At 74.4% G+C, this 14,530-nt stretch carries 15 protein-coding genes; 7 read left to right on the forward strand and 8 right to left on the reverse strand.

Annotated features, from left to right (window positions below):
* The first annotated feature begins 22 nt into the window (after positions 1-22).
* Positions 23-1,084: an ATP-binding protein gene (locus A4V12_RS28715; protein ID WP_064072478.1), complete on the forward strand. Its 1,062-nt coding sequence runs from the start codon at positions 23-25 to the stop codon at positions 1,082-1,084.
* On the forward strand, positions 1,081-2,883 hold the full coding sequence (locus A4V12_RS28720) for a vWA domain-containing protein (RefSeq protein ID WP_064072350.1): 1,803 nt from the start codon (positions 1,081-1,083) through the stop codon (positions 2,881-2,883). Before A4V12_RS28715 ends, A4V12_RS28720 begins: the two co-directional genes overlap by 4 nt.
* A gap of 279 nt (positions 2,884-3,162) precedes the next feature.
* On the opposite strand, the gene A4V12_RS28725 is transcribed toward A4V12_RS28720, so the two are convergent.
* From A4V12_RS28725 to tdh, 3 genes are all read right to left on the reverse strand, one after another.
* Entirely contained in the window at positions 3,163-4,083 is a 921-nt protein-coding gene (locus A4V12_RS28725; RefSeq protein ID WP_064072351.1) for a LysR family transcriptional regulator, read from the reverse strand.
* A 160-nt stretch (positions 4,084-4,243) separates the two neighbouring features.
* Positions 4,244-5,425 carry a glycine C-acetyltransferase gene (locus tag A4V12_RS28730; RefSeq protein ID WP_064072352.1) on the reverse strand — a complete coding sequence of 394 codons (1,182 nt, stop codon included), beginning with the start codon at positions 5,423-5,425 and terminating at the stop codon, positions 4,244-4,246.
* 22 nt (positions 5,426-5,447) lie between these two features.
* Complete coding sequence (tdh, locus tag A4V12_RS28735; protein WP_064072353.1) at positions 5,448-6,476, reverse strand: L-threonine 3-dehydrogenase; 1,029 nt, start codon at positions 6,474-6,476, stop codon at positions 5,448-5,450.
* A 142-nt stretch (positions 6,477-6,618) separates the two neighbouring features.
* Here tdh and A4V12_RS28740 point away from each other — a divergent pair, with 142 nt between their 5' ends.
* Positions 6,619-7,242: a hypothetical protein gene (locus tag A4V12_RS28740; protein ID WP_064072354.1), complete on the forward strand. Its 624-nt coding sequence runs from the start codon at positions 6,619-6,621 to the stop codon at positions 7,240-7,242.
* Between the two features lie 222 nt (positions 7,243-7,464).
* Positions 7,465-7,881, forward strand: a complete 417-nt coding sequence (locus tag A4V12_RS28745; protein WP_064072479.1) for a hypothetical protein — start codon at positions 7,465-7,467, stop codon at positions 7,879-7,881.
* 54 nt (positions 7,882-7,935) lie between these two features.
* Here the strand turns inward: A4V12_RS28745 and A4V12_RS28750 are convergent, their stop codons facing one another.
* The gene (locus tag A4V12_RS28750; RefSeq protein ID WP_064072355.1) at positions 7,936-8,754 is read right to left on the reverse strand and encodes a helix-turn-helix domain-containing protein; all 819 of its coding nucleotides are present in this window, start codon (positions 8,752-8,754) and stop codon (positions 7,936-7,938) included.
* Positions 8,755-8,858: 104 nt separating this feature from the next.
* Between A4V12_RS28750 and A4V12_RS28755 the strand changes: the two genes are divergently transcribed.
* Positions 8,859-9,164, forward strand: a complete 306-nt coding sequence (locus A4V12_RS28755) for a 4a-hydroxytetrahydrobiopterin dehydratase (protein WP_064072356.1) — start codon at positions 8,859-8,861, stop codon at positions 9,162-9,164.
* Between the two features lie 60 nt (positions 9,165-9,224).
* On the opposite strand, the gene A4V12_RS28760 is transcribed toward A4V12_RS28755, so the two are convergent.
* Entirely contained in the window at positions 9,225-9,710 is a 486-nt protein-coding gene (locus A4V12_RS28760) for a hypothetical protein (protein ID WP_064072357.1), read from the reverse strand.
* A 39-nt stretch (positions 9,711-9,749) separates the two neighbouring features.
* On the opposite strand from A4V12_RS28760, the gene A4V12_RS28765 reads away from it, so the two are divergent.
* Positions 9,750-10,724, forward strand: a complete 975-nt coding sequence (locus tag A4V12_RS28765) for a helix-turn-helix transcriptional regulator (RefSeq protein WP_064072358.1) — start codon at positions 9,750-9,752, stop codon at positions 10,722-10,724.
* A 77-nt stretch (positions 10,725-10,801) separates the two neighbouring features.
* Positions 10,802-11,698 (forward strand): class I SAM-dependent methyltransferase, encoded by an 897-nt coding sequence (locus tag A4V12_RS28770; RefSeq protein ID WP_064072359.1) that lies wholly within the window; start codon positions 10,802-10,804, stop codon positions 11,696-11,698.
* A 13-nt stretch (positions 11,699-11,711) separates the two neighbouring features.
* Here the strand turns inward: A4V12_RS28770 and A4V12_RS28775 are convergent, their stop codons facing one another.
* The 3 genes from A4V12_RS28775 to A4V12_RS28785 all read right to left on the reverse strand — a co-directional run bounded on the left by A4V12_RS28775 (position 11,712) and on the right by A4V12_RS28785 (position 14,516).
* The gene (locus tag A4V12_RS28775; protein ID WP_064072360.1) at positions 11,712-12,545 is read right to left on the reverse strand and encodes a TIGR03943 family putative permease subunit; all 834 of its coding nucleotides are present in this window, start codon (positions 12,543-12,545) and stop codon (positions 11,712-11,714) included.
* The gene (locus A4V12_RS28780; protein WP_064072361.1) at positions 12,542-13,528 is read right to left on the reverse strand and encodes a permease; all 987 of its coding nucleotides are present in this window, start codon (positions 13,526-13,528) and stop codon (positions 12,542-12,544) included. Before A4V12_RS28780 ends, A4V12_RS28775 begins: the two co-directional genes overlap by 4 nt.
* 157 nt (positions 13,529-13,685) lie before the next feature.
* Positions 13,686-14,516, reverse strand: a complete 831-nt coding sequence (locus A4V12_RS28785; RefSeq protein WP_064072362.1) for an aldo/keto reductase — start codon at positions 14,514-14,516, stop codon at positions 13,686-13,688.
* Positions 14,517-14,530: the final 14 nt, after the last annotated feature.

Genomic DNA, 14,530 nt, shown 5'->3' on the forward strand with positions numbered 1-14,530 from the left:
CCGCCCCACCCAGGAGTCCGCCCTGCAGGCCGCCGTCACCGTCACGCCCGCCCGGATCCCCGAGCTGCTGCTCGGCCTCGCGACCGTCCGCCCCGTCTTCCTGTGGGGCGCGCCCGGCATCGGCAAGTCGTCCCTGGTACGGCACTTCGCGGAGTCCCTGGGCCTGGAGTGCGTCAGCCTGCTCGGCACCCAGCTCGCTCCCGAGGACCTCATCGGCGTGCCGCAGATCCGCGACGGCAGGTCCGTGTTCTGCCCGCCGGAGGCCATCGCCCGCGACGAGCCGTACTGCCTGTTCCTCGACGAGCTGAACGCCGCCACGCCCGACGTGCAGAAGGCGTTCTACTCGCTGATCCTCGACCGGCGCATCGGCACCTACGAGCTGCCCGCGGGTTCCGTCGTCATCGGCGCCGGCAACCGCGCCACCGACAACGCCCTGGCACGGCCCATCGCCTCCGCGCTCGTCAACCGGCTCACGCACGTCCACCTGCGCGCCTCCGTCACCGACTGGCTGGTGTGGGCGGGGGAGAACGGCATCCACCCGTGGGTGACCGACTACCTCACCGACCGCCCCGGCCACCTCTGGTCGCAGCCGCCCAAGACGGAGGAGCCGTTCTCCACGCCCCGCTCCTGGCACATGCTCTCGGACGCGCTGCACTCCTTCGGGTCCGCGCTCGACGAGGAGACGCTGAAGATCGTGGCGCACGGCACCCTCACCCCCGCGCACGCCGTGTCCTTCTGCGGATACGTCAAGATCGTCCGGCACACGTACGGCATCGAGGCCATCATCAAGGGCGACGCCTCCTGGCCCAAGCGCGTCGAGGACCGGGACCTGCTCTACTACCTGGCCGAGGCGTTCCGGGGGCGGCTGGTCCGGGAACTGCCCGCGTCCAAGGACCAGATACCGCCCGCGCTCCGGCAGGCGGCGCACCGGGCCAAGTCGCTGCTCGTCCAGCTCGCCGAGATATCCGTCGAGGTCGCCCAGACCGTCATCCGGGACGACGAGAACGGCCGGCCCGTGCTGCCCGCGTGGTTCCTCGTCGAGGCCGCCCGCGACATGCCCCGGCTGGTGGAGGCCCGCCGGTGAGCCCGGCGGCGCGGACGAGGAGCAGGCGCGACGACCCGGCCGCCGAGGCGTTCCTCGCGGGGCTGGCCCTGGTCAGACGCCACCCGGCCCTCGCCGCGCTCGACGCCGACGTGTGCCGCTCCCGCGACTGCGAACGGAGCCCCCGCCAAGGGCTCGCCGCCGTCGACTCCAACGGCCGCGTCCACGTCCACCCCGACCGGCGGGCCGAGCCCGCCGAGTGGGCCTGGGCCCTCGCCCACTGCCTGCTGCACCTGGGGTTCGGCCACGTTCCCGCCCACCAGGACACGCGCCGACCGCAGCCCGACGCGTACGACCTGGCCGCCCGCTGCGCCGTGGTGAACCGTTTCATGCTCACGCTGCACGTGGGCCGCGCCCCCGAGGACCATCCGGTGGCCTACCCGGACGGCGACGAGGAGCAGTTGGCCTCGCGCTGGCGCAAGACCGGCATCCCCGCCGGCCACGAGCACCGCGGCACGGCGGGCGACGAGCCGGACCAGATCCTGGTCGCCTGGTCGCGGTGGCATGCCGTCCCGGACTGGCAACTGGCGTTCGCGCAAGCCCTCACCCGTACCGTCTCCGAGACGATGGACGTCGCCGGCGGCCGGCGCGACGCGCAGACCGGCGAGGTCAGGCCCAAGGAGCCGTGGGACCGGGCACTGAGCTGGTTCGTCTCCTCCTACCCGCTGCTCGGCGGCATCGCGTCCGGGATGACGCTGGTGGCCGACGCCGGGTTCGCCCGCGCCCACGGTGTCTCGATCGCCGCCGTCGACGCCACGCTCGGCGAGATCTACCTGAACCCGCTGCGCCGGTACGAGGACGAGGAGTGGCGGTTCGTGCTGGCCCACGAGATGCTGCACGCCGCGCTCCGCCACGGCGACCGGCGCGGTGCCCGCGACCCGTACCTCTTCAACGTCGCGGCCGACTTCGTCATCAACGGCTGGCTGCTGGAGATGGGCGTCGGCACCATGCCCGAGGGGCTGCTGCACGACCCGGACCTGAAGGGGCTGTCGGCCGAGGAGGTGTACGACCGGATCGTCACCGACGCCCGCCGGATGCGGCGCCTGGCGACGCTGCGGGGCAAGGGCGTGGGGGACATCCTGGGCGAGCCGCTGGCGCGGCACCCGCGCGACCCCGTCGATCTGGACGAGTTCTACCGGCGGGGCCTGGTGCAGGGGCTCGACCTGCACACGAGCGGGGAGCGCGGTCTGCTGCCCGCCGGGCTGGTCGAGGAGATCCGGGCGCTGGCGCACCCGCCGGTGCCGTGGGACGCCCGACTGGCGCGCTGGTTCGACGAGTTCGTGCCCCGCCCGGAGGCGGTGCGCAGCTACGCGCGCCCGGCCCGCCGCCAGGCGTCCACGCCGGACATCCCTCGCGCCGGCCGGTACTTCCCGCCCGAGGAGGTCGCCCGGTGCACCTTCGGCGTCGTCCTCGACACCTCCGGCTCCATGGACCGGCGGCTGCTGGGCAAGGCCCTCGGCGCCATCGCCTCGTACGCCGAGGCCAGGGACGTACCGGCGGCGCGGGTGGTGTTCTGCGACGCGGCCGCGTACGACGCCGGCTACCTGGCGCCGACGGAGATCGCCGGGCGGGTACGGGTCCGGGGCCGCGGCGGAACGGTCCTCCAGCCGGGCGTGGACCTCCTCCAGCGCGCCGCCGACTTCCCGCCCGGGGCACCGGTCCTGATCATCACGGACGGCTGCTGCGACCCGCTCCGGGTACGCCGGGAGCACGCCTTCCTCGTCCCGGACGCCGCGACGCTCCCGTTCACGCCCCGCGGACCGGTGTTCCGCATCCGCTGAGGGAGCGGCACCCGGGGCGGGGGACATCGCCCGCAACACCACGTCCTAACCGGGCCGTACCCGGTCTTCGGGACGTATCCGGGAGGGGTTCTGGCGGAGGCGTTCCGGGCCGCGGCGTCGGAACACGCCGGCGTACGGTGGCCCCGGCACACGCCGTCGGGGCTTCCTCGCGGGTGGGTGCCCGGCCCGGGCTGACCGAACCACGGCGTGGGCGCGGCCGTCGGCCGTTGTACGAAGCGCGGCGCCCGAGCGGAAGGGGGCCCGCCCCCGCCCGTGCCCTCAGACGCCCGGCGCCGAGAGGCCCCGGGCGGCCGCCGCAAGGGCGTCCAGGACCGGCCGGATCAGGGGGTGTTCCTCGGCGCCGCGCCGCACCGCGGCGAAAACGCGGCGGAACGCCGCCGGGCCCGCGACCGGGCGGACCACCACGTCCTTCAGCTCGATGCCCCGCAGCGCCGAACGCGGCACCAGGGCCACACCGGCGCCCGCGCCGGCCAGGGCCACCACGGCGCGGAAGTCGTCCGAGGAGTGCACCAGCCGGGGGTCGAAGCCGGCCAGCTCGCAGGCGAGCAGCACCATGTCGTGGCACGGGTTGCCGGGGTACGGCGCGATCCAGTCGGCGTCCGCCAGCGATGCCAGCGCCACCTCCGGCTCCAGCCCCAGCGGATGCCCCGCGTGCAGCACCGCGTCGAACGGCTCGGCGTACAGCGGTACGCGCGCCAGCCGCCGGTCGCCCTCGCGGGGCGCGCCCCGGTACTCCACCGCCAGCGCCACGTCGGCCTCGCCGTCCAGGACCAGCGGCAGCGACTCGTCGCCCTCCGCATCCCGCACGCGCACCCGGATACCGGGGTGCGTCCCGGCCAGCCGGCCGATCGCGGGCGCCAGCACCTCGGCGATGCCGGTCGCGAACGCGGCGACCGTCACCTCGCCCGCTCTTCCGCCCGCGTAGGCCGCGAGCTCCGCCTCCGCCCGCTCCAGCTGCGCGAGCACCTCATTGGCGTGCTCCAGCAGGATCTCGCCGGCCGCCGTGAGCCGCACGCCCTTGCCGCTGCGGGTCAGCAGCACATGGCCGGTCTCCTGCTCCAGCGCGGCGAGCTGCTGGGAGACGGCGGACGGGGTCAGGTACAGCGCGGCGGCCGCGGCGGTCACCGTACGGTGGTCCGCCGCGGCCCGCAGGATGCGCAGCCGCCGGGGGTCGATCACCCTGCCATTGTCGCTCAGCCGTCGTCCGGCCCTCACCGCCCGGCCGCGCGCCCCGCCGGGCCGCGCTCCGGCGCCCGACCGGCCGTACTCCGCAGCCGGGCCGCGCACGCGGGCCGCCGCGCCGCGCCGCGCCCAGCCGTACGCCGGCGTCCGGCTCCCGTCAGCCGGCCATCGCCGCCCGGGCGTCGACGAACGCCGCCACCGCCCGCTCCACGTCCCGCGTCGAGTGCGCCGCCGACAGCTGCACCCGGATGCGGGCCTGCCCCATGGGCACCACGGGGTACGAGAAGCCGATCACGTACACGCCCCGCTCCAGCAGCAGCTCCGCCATCCGCCCGGCCTCGGCCGCGTCGCCGATCATCACGGGCGCGATCGCGTGGTCGCCGGGCAGGATCTCGAAGCCCGCCTCGGTCATGCTCGTGCGGAACAGCTTGGTGTTGGCCGCGAGCTTCTCCCGGAGGTCACCGGCCGACTCCAGCAGGTCGAGGACCTTCAGCGACGCGGCGGCGATCACCGGTGCGAGGGAGTTCGAGAAGAGGTACGGGCGCGAGCGCTGGCGCAGCAGCTCCACGATCTCCGCACGCGCCGCCACGTAGCCGCCGGACGCGCCGCCCAGCGCCTTGCCGAGCGTGCCGGTGATGATGTCGACCCGGTCCATGACGCCGTGCAGCTCGGGCGTACCGCGCCCGCCGGCGCCGACGAACCCGACCGCGTGGGAGTCGTCCACCATCACCATGGCGTCGTACCGGTCGGCGAGGTCGCAGATCTCGGGCAGCGGCGCGACGTACCCGTCCATCGAGAACACGCCGTCGGTGACGATGAGGCGCCGCCGGGCGTCCTGCGTCTCCTTGAGCTGCTTCTCCAGGTCGGCCATGTCACGGTTGGCGTACCGGTGGCGGCGCGCCTTGGACAGCCGGATGCCGTCGATGATGGAGGCGTGGTTCAGGGCGTCGGAGATCACCGCGTCCTCGGCGCCGAGCAGGGTCTCGAAGACGCCGCCGTTCGCGTCGAAGCAGGACGAGTAGAGGATCGTGTCCTCCTGCCCCAGGAACGCCGACAGCCGCTGCTCCAGCTCCTTGTGCACGTCCTGCGTGCCGCAGATGAAGCGCACGGACGCCATGCCGTAGCCCCAGCGGTCCAGCGCCTCCTTGGCGGCGGCGACGACCTCGGGGTGGTCGGCGAGGCCCAGGTAGTTGTTGGCGCAGAAGTTCAGCACGTCACCGGAGGGGACGGACACGGTGGCGCTCTGCGGGGTGCCGATGACCCGCTCCGGCTTGTAGAGACCCGCGTCGCGGATCTCGTCGAGGGTGGCGCGCAGCTCGTCGCGGACGGACGCGTACATCAGAGAACTCCTTGGGGGTGGGTCAGACGGTCCAGTCGAGGATGATCTTGCCGCTGCGGGCCGTGGCCGCCTCGTCGAAGGCGGCGTCGAAGTCCTGGTAGCCGTAGCTGCCGGTGATCACCGGGCTGAGGTCGAGACCGCCCTCCAGCAGGACGGTCATCGCGTACCACGTCTCGAACATCTCGCGGCCGTAGATGCCCTTGACGGTGATCATCGAGGTGACGATCTTCGACCAGTCGACGGCGAACTCCTCGGCGGGCAGGCCCAGCATCGCGATCCGGCCGCCGTGCGTCATGTTGGCGACCATGTCCCGCATCGCCTCGGGCCGCCCCGACATCTCCAGGCCGATGTCGAAACCCTCGCGCAGGCCGAGCTGCCGCTGCGCCTCGTCGATGCCGGTCTCCGCGACGTTCACGGCGAGCGTCGCGCCCACCTTGCGGGCCAGCTCCAGCCGCGACTCGCTCACGTCGGTGATCACGACGTTGCGGGCGCCCGCGTGCCGGGCGACCGCCGCCGCCATGATCCCGATCGGGCCGGCGCCGGTGATCAGCACGTCCTCGCCGACGAGCGGGAAGGACAGCGCGGTGTGCACCGCGTTGCCGAACGGGTCGAAGATCGCCGCCACGTCCAGGTCCACCTTCGTGCGGTGCACCCACACGTTGGACGCCGGCAGCGCCACGTACTCGGCGAACGCCCCGTCCCTCCCGACGCCCAGACCGATCGTCGACCGGCACAGATGACGGCGGCCCGCCAGACAGTTGCGGCACTTGCCACACACCAGGTGGCCCTCACCGCTGACCAGGTCGCCCACCGCGATGTCCGTGACGTCGGAGCCCACGTGCGCCACCTCGCCCACGAACTCGTGGCCCAGCACCAGCGGCGCCGACACCGTCTGCCGCGCCCAGCCGTCCCAGGAGCGGATGTGCAGGTCGGTGCCGCAGATGCCGGTGCGCAGCACCCGGATCAGCACGTCGCCGGGGCCGGTCTCGGGCTCGGGTACGTCCATGAGCCACAGACCGGGCTCGGCCTTGTGCTTGACGAGTGCCTTCATCAGTGCGGCTCCAGGCGGGAAGGTGCGGGTGGTGATCGTGAACGCGCACCAATCTGCCGACCCGCGCCCACGGCGTCCATCGAGACTTTCTTAAGCGGGTCAACAGCGCAGCTTCACGCGCCACGCCCGTTACGTTCGACGCATGACGACGGAGGTCTGGTACACGTCCTACGGCTCCAACACGCACGTCGACCGGCTGGCCTACTACATCGTCGGCGGTACGCCCCCGGACGGGGCCCGCTCCTACCCGGGCTGCCGCGACCGCCGGCTGCCGACCGCCTCCGTCCCGGTGGAGCTGGCGGGGGTCCTGTACTTCGCCACCGAGTCCGCGGTGTGGACCGGCGGCCGCGCCTTCTACGACCCGTACGCCGACGGCCGGGTGCTGGCCCGGGCGCACCGGATCACCACGGAGCAGTTCTGCGACATCGCCGCCCAGGAGATGTACCGCGACCCCGGCCCGGACACCGACCTCGACCTGACCGGCGCCCTGCGCGACGGCCGTGCCGTGCTGGGCGACGGACGCTACGAGACCCTCGTGCGCCCCGGCACCCTCGACGGACTGCCCCTGCTCACCTTCACGGCCCCCTGGCGCCTGCACGACGTCCCCTGGAACAGCCCCTCCGCCGGCTACCTCCGGCACCTCGCCGCCGGCCTCCTCGCGGCGGGCGCCTGGGACGCGGACACCGTCGCCGGGTACCTCGCCTCCTGCCCGGGCGCGGCGGGCCGCTGGACCGAGCGGCGCGTCCACGACCTGATCGCCGGCTGACGCCCCCGGCGGACGCCGGCCCCTGCCGCCGGCCGGCGCAGCGGGCGCCCGGTGGACGCCGTACGCCTCGACGAGGTCCTGGCCGGTCCCGCCACCGCATTACTTCGGCGGTAATCGACCCCGTTCCGCGGCACCGGCAAGGTTGCGGTCACGGGCCCGGCCGGCGCACTCCGGCCGGGACCCGGGTCCCCGACACGACCCATGACGATGGAGCTGATCCGCATGTCCCAGGCCCTGCTCGCCGGCATTTCCCGCACCACCGAGCCGCGCACCATGCTGCGCCGTTTCCTCGCCCTGGACGCCGTCGTCACCGGGGCCAACGGGCTGGCCTACGCCCTCGCCCCCGAAGCCCTCGGGCGGCTCCTCGGGGTGGACGCGACGCTGCTGCTCTGGACCGGCGTCCTGCTCACCGTGTACGCCGCCGGGGTCGCCCACCTGGCCTCCCGGCCGCAGCCGCCCGCGACGGGCGTCAAGCTCGTCGTCGACATCAACCTCGCCTGGGTCGCGCTCAGCGCCGTCGCCCTCGTCGCCTGGCTGACCCCCAGCACGGCCGGGACCCTGTGGATCCCCGCGCAGGCGGGCACCGTCGCCGCCTTCGCCGGCCTCCAGTGGTCGGCGCTCCGCGCGGTCGGCCGCTAGGAGGAGCTGGACGGCCGTCCGGGCGGTGCCGGGGTCCCGCCGCGGCCGGTGGCCTCAGGGCGCGCCCTCGAGCGACCGGAGGTAGGTGACGGTGGCCGGGTCGGCCGGGAGGAGCGTCTCGATGGCCAGCTCGGCGACCGTCACGTCCATCGGTGTGTTGAACGTCGAGATCGACGACACGAACGACAGCACGTGCCCGTCGTGCTCGATGCGCAGCGGCAGGGCGAAGTAGGGGTACGGCTGCGGATCCTCCCGGTCCTCGGCACTGCCTCCCGCCGGCCCCGGCAGCGGGTACGCCGCGACCTCCTCGTACACCCGCCGCAGCGGCTCCGAGCGCGCCAGTGCCAACTGCCGCTCCATCTGGGCCAGCAGGTGGCCGCGCCACTCCCGCAGGTTGCGGATCCTGGGCGCCAGGCCCTCCGGGTGCAGGGTGATCCGCATGGCGTTCAGCGGTGGGACCAGCAGGTGCCCGGGCAGCCCGCCCAGCAGGGCCATCAGGCCCCGGTTCGCGGCCACTACCGTGTACGAGCCGTCCACGACGAGGGCCGGGTACGGCTCGTAACCGGCCAGCAGCCGGTCGAGGCCCGCCCGCAGGCTCCCCAGCGACGGGTCGTCCAGGGGCGTCTCCGCGTACCGCGGGGCGTAACCGGCCGCCAGCAGCAGGGCGTTGCGCTCGCGGACCGGCACCTCCAGGTGCTCGGCCAGCCGCAGCACCATCTCCTCGCTCGGGCGGGACCGGCCCGTCTCGACGAACGAGATGTGCCGGGCGGACGAGTCCGCGCGCAGCGCCAGCTCCAGCTGGCTCAGCCGCCGCCGCTCACGCCAGTCCCGCAGCAGCGGGCCTACTCCCGTACGCGTCGCGACAGTTGTCATACCGCAGACGGTAGTACACGTGTTGACCGCGCGGCCGGGCCGCCGGACCGTATCGTCACGGTCACGTCGTCATCGCCCGCACCGATCCGGAGGGAGCACGGGACATGCCCACTGAGCCGCTGTCGCAGAAGGAGATCGAGGACCGGCTGCGCGAACTGCCCGGCTGGTCCCAGGAGGGCGACAGGATCGCCCGCACCTACCGCCTGGGCACGCACTTCGCCGCCACCGCCATGGTCGTGCACGTCGCCCAGATCCAGGAGGAGCTGAACCACCACTCCGACCTCACCCTCGGCTACAACACCGTCGGCCTGACCGTGAACACCCACGACGCGGGCGGCGCGATCACGGAGAAGGACTTCACGCTCGCCGCCCGCGTCGAGGAGATCGCACCCTCCCACGGCGCCGGCTGACCGCCGCGGGGCGCGCGCCGGACCGCCCGCCGTCGGGGCGCCGTCACGCGTGCGCGCCCGTCACGCGCGCGTGCCGCCGGTCCGCGGTGACCGCAGCGAGTCGGCCACGTAGGCGTCGAGGTCGGGACGGTCCGGCGCGAGCATGTGCCGGACCCAGGCGTCCCGTTCGTGCGCCAGCGGCGGCAGTTCCCACACGCAGCCGATCCACGGCCGCTCCAGGCGCACGAAACGCTTCGGGTCCCGGTCCGGGCAGCCGAGACCCGGCTGCCCGGCCACGGCGATGGAACAGTGCAGGACGTTGTCCCACACCCAGCTGTACGTGTTGAGATAGGCGCCGCTGTCACCGCCCCGGTGCAGGACGGAGAACGAGGCCGGCGGAGTGGTCCCGTCCGGCTCGGGCAGCAGCTCCGGCAGGAGCGCGTAGGCCGCCGCCGCGACCTCGGGGGCGATGCCGGACGGGTCGGCGGTGACGTGGTAGCGCTTGACCCGGCGGCCGGCCACCTCGACGGGCGGCGCCACGGACAGCAGTTTCTCTGCGAAAGCCATGGATGGACCGTACGAGCACTCCACTGACATCCTGTGTCAGTGAAGTCCGGCCGGCTCCTGACCATCCTGCTCCTGCTCCAGACCCGGGGGAGGATGACCGCCGCCCAGCTCGCCGCCGAGCTGGAGGTCTCGGTCCGGACCGTCTACCGGGACGTCGAGGCCCTGCACACGGCGGGCGTCCCGCTGTACGGCGACGCCGGTCACCGCGGCGGCTACGAACTCCTCGCCGGCTACCGCACCCGCCTGACCGGCCTCTCCGCGGGCGAGGCCGGGGCCCTGTTCCTCACCGGGCTGCCCGGGCCGGCCGCCGACCTCGGGCTCGGCCCCGCCGTCGAGGGCGCCCGGCTCAAGCTGCGTGCCGCCCTGCCGCCCGGACTGCGGGAGCAGGCCGACCGGATGGGCCGCCGGTTCCACCTGGACGCACCGGGCTGGTACGCGGAGGACGACGACGTGCCGTTCCTGCCCGCCGTCGCGGACGCGGTGTGGCGCGGCCGGGTCCTCGACGTCCGCTACCGCCGCTGGACCGAGCCGACCGACGTCGACCGCCGCCTGGAGCCGTACGGGCTGGTCCTCAAGGCGGGCCGCTGGTACGTCGTGGCGGCGCGCCCCGGCGGTTCGGGGCCGCGCACGTACCGGGTCGACCGCATCCTGCGGCTCACCGTCACGGAGGACGGGTTCGCCGTGCCCGACGGCTTCGACCTGGCCGCCCACTGGCGGGCCCACCAGCGGGACTTCCACGCCCGCCTGCACCGGGACGAGGCCCTGGTCCGCCTCTCGCCCCGCGGGGTCACCCGGCTCACGGGCGCCGCCGCCCGGGCCGCGGCCGCCGCCGGGACCCCTGACCCGGACGGCTGGACGCGCGCCCGGGTGCCGGTCGAGTCGATGGAAGGGGCACACGACCAGTTCCTCGCCCTCGGCGCCGACGCCGAGGTCCTCGGCCCGCCGGAGCTGCGCGCCCGGCTGGCCGCGACGGCCCGGGCGCTCGCCGACCGGTACGCCGGCGCAGGCCGGTAGCCGCGCGCCACGACTGCTTTTTGCGGAAACGGCAACAACGCTCGCCGTGTCCGCGTCCCGGCGGCCACCCTGGCGGCATGAGCGCACACCATCACGGTCACCACCACCACGGTCACCACCACCACGACGACACCCACATGGACTGGTCCGCCATGCTGCCGCTGCTGGAGAACGGCGCGCAGCTGCAGAGCGCCCTCTACCGGCAGGCCGCCGCCTGGCTCGGCGAGCTGGTGCCGGCGGCCGGGGTGCGCCGGGTCCTCGACGTCGGCAGCGGACCGGGCGTGCTGACGTGCCTGCTCGCCGAGGCGTTCCCGTACGCCGAGGTGGTCGCCGTCGACGCCACGCCGGAGCTGCTGGAGCGCACCCGCGAGCGCGCCCGGGCCGCCGGCCTCGGCGAGCGCGTCACCACCCGCCGGGCCGACCTCCCGGACGGGATCGCCGCACTGGGCGGCGCCGACCTCGTGTGGACGGCCGACTTCCTCCACCACCTGGGCGACCAGCGGGCCGCCGTCGCCGACCTGGCCGCGCTGCTGCGCCCGGGCGGGCTGCTGGCGGTCGTCGAGGGCGGGCTGCCGGTGCGGCGGCTGCCGCGGGACGCGGGCATCGGGCGGCCGGGCCTGGAGGCCCGGATGGACGCCGCCCACGCCGCGTGGTTCGCCGAGATGCGGGCGGGGCTGCCCGGGGCCACGGAGGACACCGACGACTGGCGGGCGCTGATGTCGGGCGCCGGGCTGGTGCCGAGCGGCACCCGGTCGTTCCTCCACGACGTGCCGGCGCCCGTCACGGACGCGGTGCGCGAGCAGATCGTGGCCGGGTTCGCCCGGCACCGGGAGGTGCTGGGCGACCGTCTCGCCGCCGACGACCGGGCCGCGCTCGACCGGCTGCTGGACCCGGACGAGCCGCGGGGCCTGCACCACCGGCCGGACCTGTACATGCTGACCGCCCGCACGGTCCACACGGCCCGCCGCGGCTGAGCGACCACGGGCGTCACGGCAGCAGGGGCGTGGTGTCCTGGTACGGGTTGACCGGCTCCTCGACCCGCCGAACCGTCCGGGCGTCGATCGCCACCGGGGCCGTCGCCGTCCCCAGCGCACCGCCGCCCCCGGGGTGCCACGTGCCCGTCACGGTCACCCAGGTGTCGGCCGGGGGCGCGGGTGCGCCGTGCACGCGGACGCGCAGCGACCGGGAGTCGGCCGCGCAGCAGCTGACGACGAGCCGGGTCAGGTACCACGTGCCGGCCCGGTCCTTCGCGGGCGTGACGAAGCCGGTCATCAGGACCGTGCGGCCGGCGAGGCTCCGGTCCCGGTCCTGCTGGACCCGGGCGATGAACCCGGACAGGGCGAGCGGGGCCGGGTCGGCCTCCGGCAGCGGGTCGAACTCCGCCACCCGGGCGACCGCGTTGTCGGTCTCGCGTGCCGCCGTGTACGAGCCGAGCGCGGGAGGCGCGTACAGCAGCAGGGCGAGGACGGGCAGGAAGAGGAGCCAGGCGACGCGGGGCCCGCTGTCGTGCCCGTGCCCGTGTCCACGTCCGTGTCCATGGGCGTGCTGGTGCTCGTCGGCCGTCCGCTCGTCGTCCGCCGCCTGTCCGTCGGCCGTCCGCTCGTCGTCCGTCTCCTCACCGGCCGTACGGCGGGGTGCGAAGGGCAGCCCGTCCCGCACGGCGCCGACCACGCCCAGGAGGAGGAGCAGTACGGCGGACGCGACGAGGAACGGGCGCAGGCCCTCCTTCACGTACCGCAGGTAGACCTGGCTCAGCACCGAGATGTGCAGGACGGCGGAGCCGGTGAGCAGCAGCAGGGCCGCCTGGACGTGCCGCCTCACAGCAGCCACCAGCCCGTCAGGCACGCGGCCGCCACGGCGACGACCGCGGTGGCGGCCGAGAAGCGCACCGCGAAGGCCCGGCCGAAGGTGCCCGCCTGAAGGGCGATCAGCTTCACGTCCACCATGGGCCCCACGACCATGAAGGTCAGCCGTGCGGTGGGGGAGAAGCCGGTGAGGGAGGCGGCGACGAACGCGTCCGCCTCCGAGCAGACGGCGAGCACGACGGCGAGCGCGGCGAGGAAGAGCACCGACAGCCAGGGGGAGTCGGCGAAGACGTCGAGCACGGAACGCGGCACGAGCACGTTGAAGCAGGCCGCCGCCATGGCGCCGACCACGAGGAAGCCGCCGGCGTGCAGGAAGTCGTGCTGGAACCCGGTCCGGAACTCCTCCCAGCGGCTGTGCCCCGCCCGGTGGCCGGTGTGCCGCGCGGGCATCCTCAGCCACTCGGCCCGCCCCCACTTCAGCCAGAGCCAGCCCATGGTGGCCGCCGTCGCCAGGGAGGCCACCAGCCGGGCGGCCACCATGGCCGGCTGGCCGGGGAAGGCGACCGCGGTGGACACCAGCACGACGGGGTTGACCGCCGGCGCGGAGAGCAGGAACGCGAACGCCGCGGCCGGCGTGACCCCGCGCCTGATGAGGCTCCCGGCGACCGGTACGGAGGCGCACTCGCAACCGGGCAGCACCACGCCCGCCGCCCCGGCGACGGGCACGGCGAGCGCGGGGTTGCGCGGGAGGACCCGGCTGAACACCCGGGCGGGGACGAAGGCGTTGACGGCCCCGGACACGACGGTGCCGAACAGCAGGAACGGAAGCGCCTGCACGGTGAGCGCCACGCAGACGGTCTGCCAGGCCCGGAACCCCGGGTGGTCCAGCAGGGGCGCCGCGAGCACGGCGACCAGCAGCAGCGATACGGCTCCGGTGACGGCGACGGACGGCGGTATCGCGCCGGGTGGACGCTCCCCCGCCGGTGCGGCTCGGTTCATGAGGCGACACCTTAGCCGCAAGGGCGAATGACAATCGTTTCGGGTTGGCCCCGTCGGCGACCGGGTCCCGACCGCTTGGTCCGGCCGGGATCGGCCCGGACGGCAACGGGGGCCGCGCGGACACGGTCCGCTCGGCCCCCGCTTCACGCGGTGGCGGTCAGCCGCCGAAGGTGAGCGGGTCGGGGCCCAGGCGCCGGCCCTCGTCCAGGGCGGCGAAGGCCGCGAGGTCGTCGGCGTCCAGCTCGAAGTCGAAGACGTCGATGTTCTCCTGGATCCGGGACGGGGTCACGGACTTCGGGATCACCACGTTGCCCAGCTGGAGGTGCCAGCGCAGCACCACCTGGGCGGGGGTGCGCCCGTGCTTGCGGGCGACCGCCACGATGGTCGGCACCTCCAGCAGGCCCCTGCCCTGGCCCAGCGGCGACCAGGCCTCGGTCAGGATGTCGTGCCGGGCGTGGAACGCGCGGGCCTCCGCCTGCTGGAACTGGGGGTGGAGCTCGATCTGGTTGAGCACCGGGACCACGGAGGTCTCGCCGAGGAGGCGCTCCAGGTGCTCGGGCAGGAAGTTCGAGACCCCGATGGCCTTGGCGCGGCCGTCCGCGTAGATCTTCTCGAACGCCTTGTACGTGTCGGCGTACAGGTCCTTCGAGGGCACCGGCCAGTGGATCAGGTAGAGGTCCACGTAGTCGAGGCCGAGCCGGGCCAGCGACTCGTCGAACGCGCGCAGCGTCGCGTCGTGGCCCTGCTCGCTGTTCCACAGCTTGGTGGTGACGAAGAGCTCCTCGCGGGGGAGGCCGGAGGCGGCGATGGCCTCGCCGGTGCCCTTCTCGTTCTCGTAGATGGCTGCGGTGTCGATGCTGCGGTATCCGGCCTCGATGGCCGTGCCCACCGCCTTCGCCGCCTCGTCGTCGGGCACCTGCCAGACACCGAAGCCGAGCTGCGGCATGGAGACGCCGTTGTTGAGGGTGATGGAGGGGACCTTGCTCACGAGCGGTCGATTCC

This window comes from Streptomyces noursei, from assembly GCF_001646665.1.
Lineage (GTDB): Bacteria > Actinomycetota > Actinomycetes > Streptomycetales > Streptomycetaceae > Streptomyces > Streptomyces lavendulocolor.

Coding starts and splice junctions, on each gene's coding strand:
- A4V12_RS28730 (WP_064072352.1), bottom strand. CDS start 5,425: ATGTACGCGTCCGTCCGCGACGAGCTGCGCGCCACCCTCGACGAGATC.
- tdh (WP_064072353.1), bottom strand. CDS start 6,476: ATGAAGGCACTCGTCAAGCACAAGGCCGAGCCCGGTCTGTGGCTCATG.
- A4V12_RS28740 (WP_064072354.1), top strand. CDS start 6,619: ATGACGACGGAGGTCTGGTACACGTCCTACGGCTCCAACACGCACGTC.
- A4V12_RS28745 (WP_064072479.1), top strand. CDS start 7,465: ATGTCCCAGGCCCTGCTCGCCGGCATTTCCCGCACCACCGAGCCGCGC.
- A4V12_RS28750 (WP_064072355.1), bottom strand. CDS start 8,754: ATGACAACTGTCGCGACGCGTACGGGAGTAGGCCCGCTGCTGCGGGAC.
- A4V12_RS28755 (WP_064072356.1), top strand. CDS start 8,859: ATGCCCACTGAGCCGCTGTCGCAGAAGGAGATCGAGGACCGGCTGCGC.
- A4V12_RS28760 (WP_064072357.1), bottom strand. CDS start 9,710: ATGGCTTTCGCAGAGAAACTGCTGTCCGTGGCGCCGCCCGTCGAGGTG.
- A4V12_RS28770 (WP_064072359.1), top strand. CDS start 10,802: ATGAGCGCACACCATCACGGTCACCACCACCACGGTCACCACCACCAC.
- A4V12_RS28780 (WP_064072361.1), bottom strand. CDS start 13,528: ATGAACCGAGCCGCACCGGCGGGGGAGCGTCCACCCGGCGCGATACCG.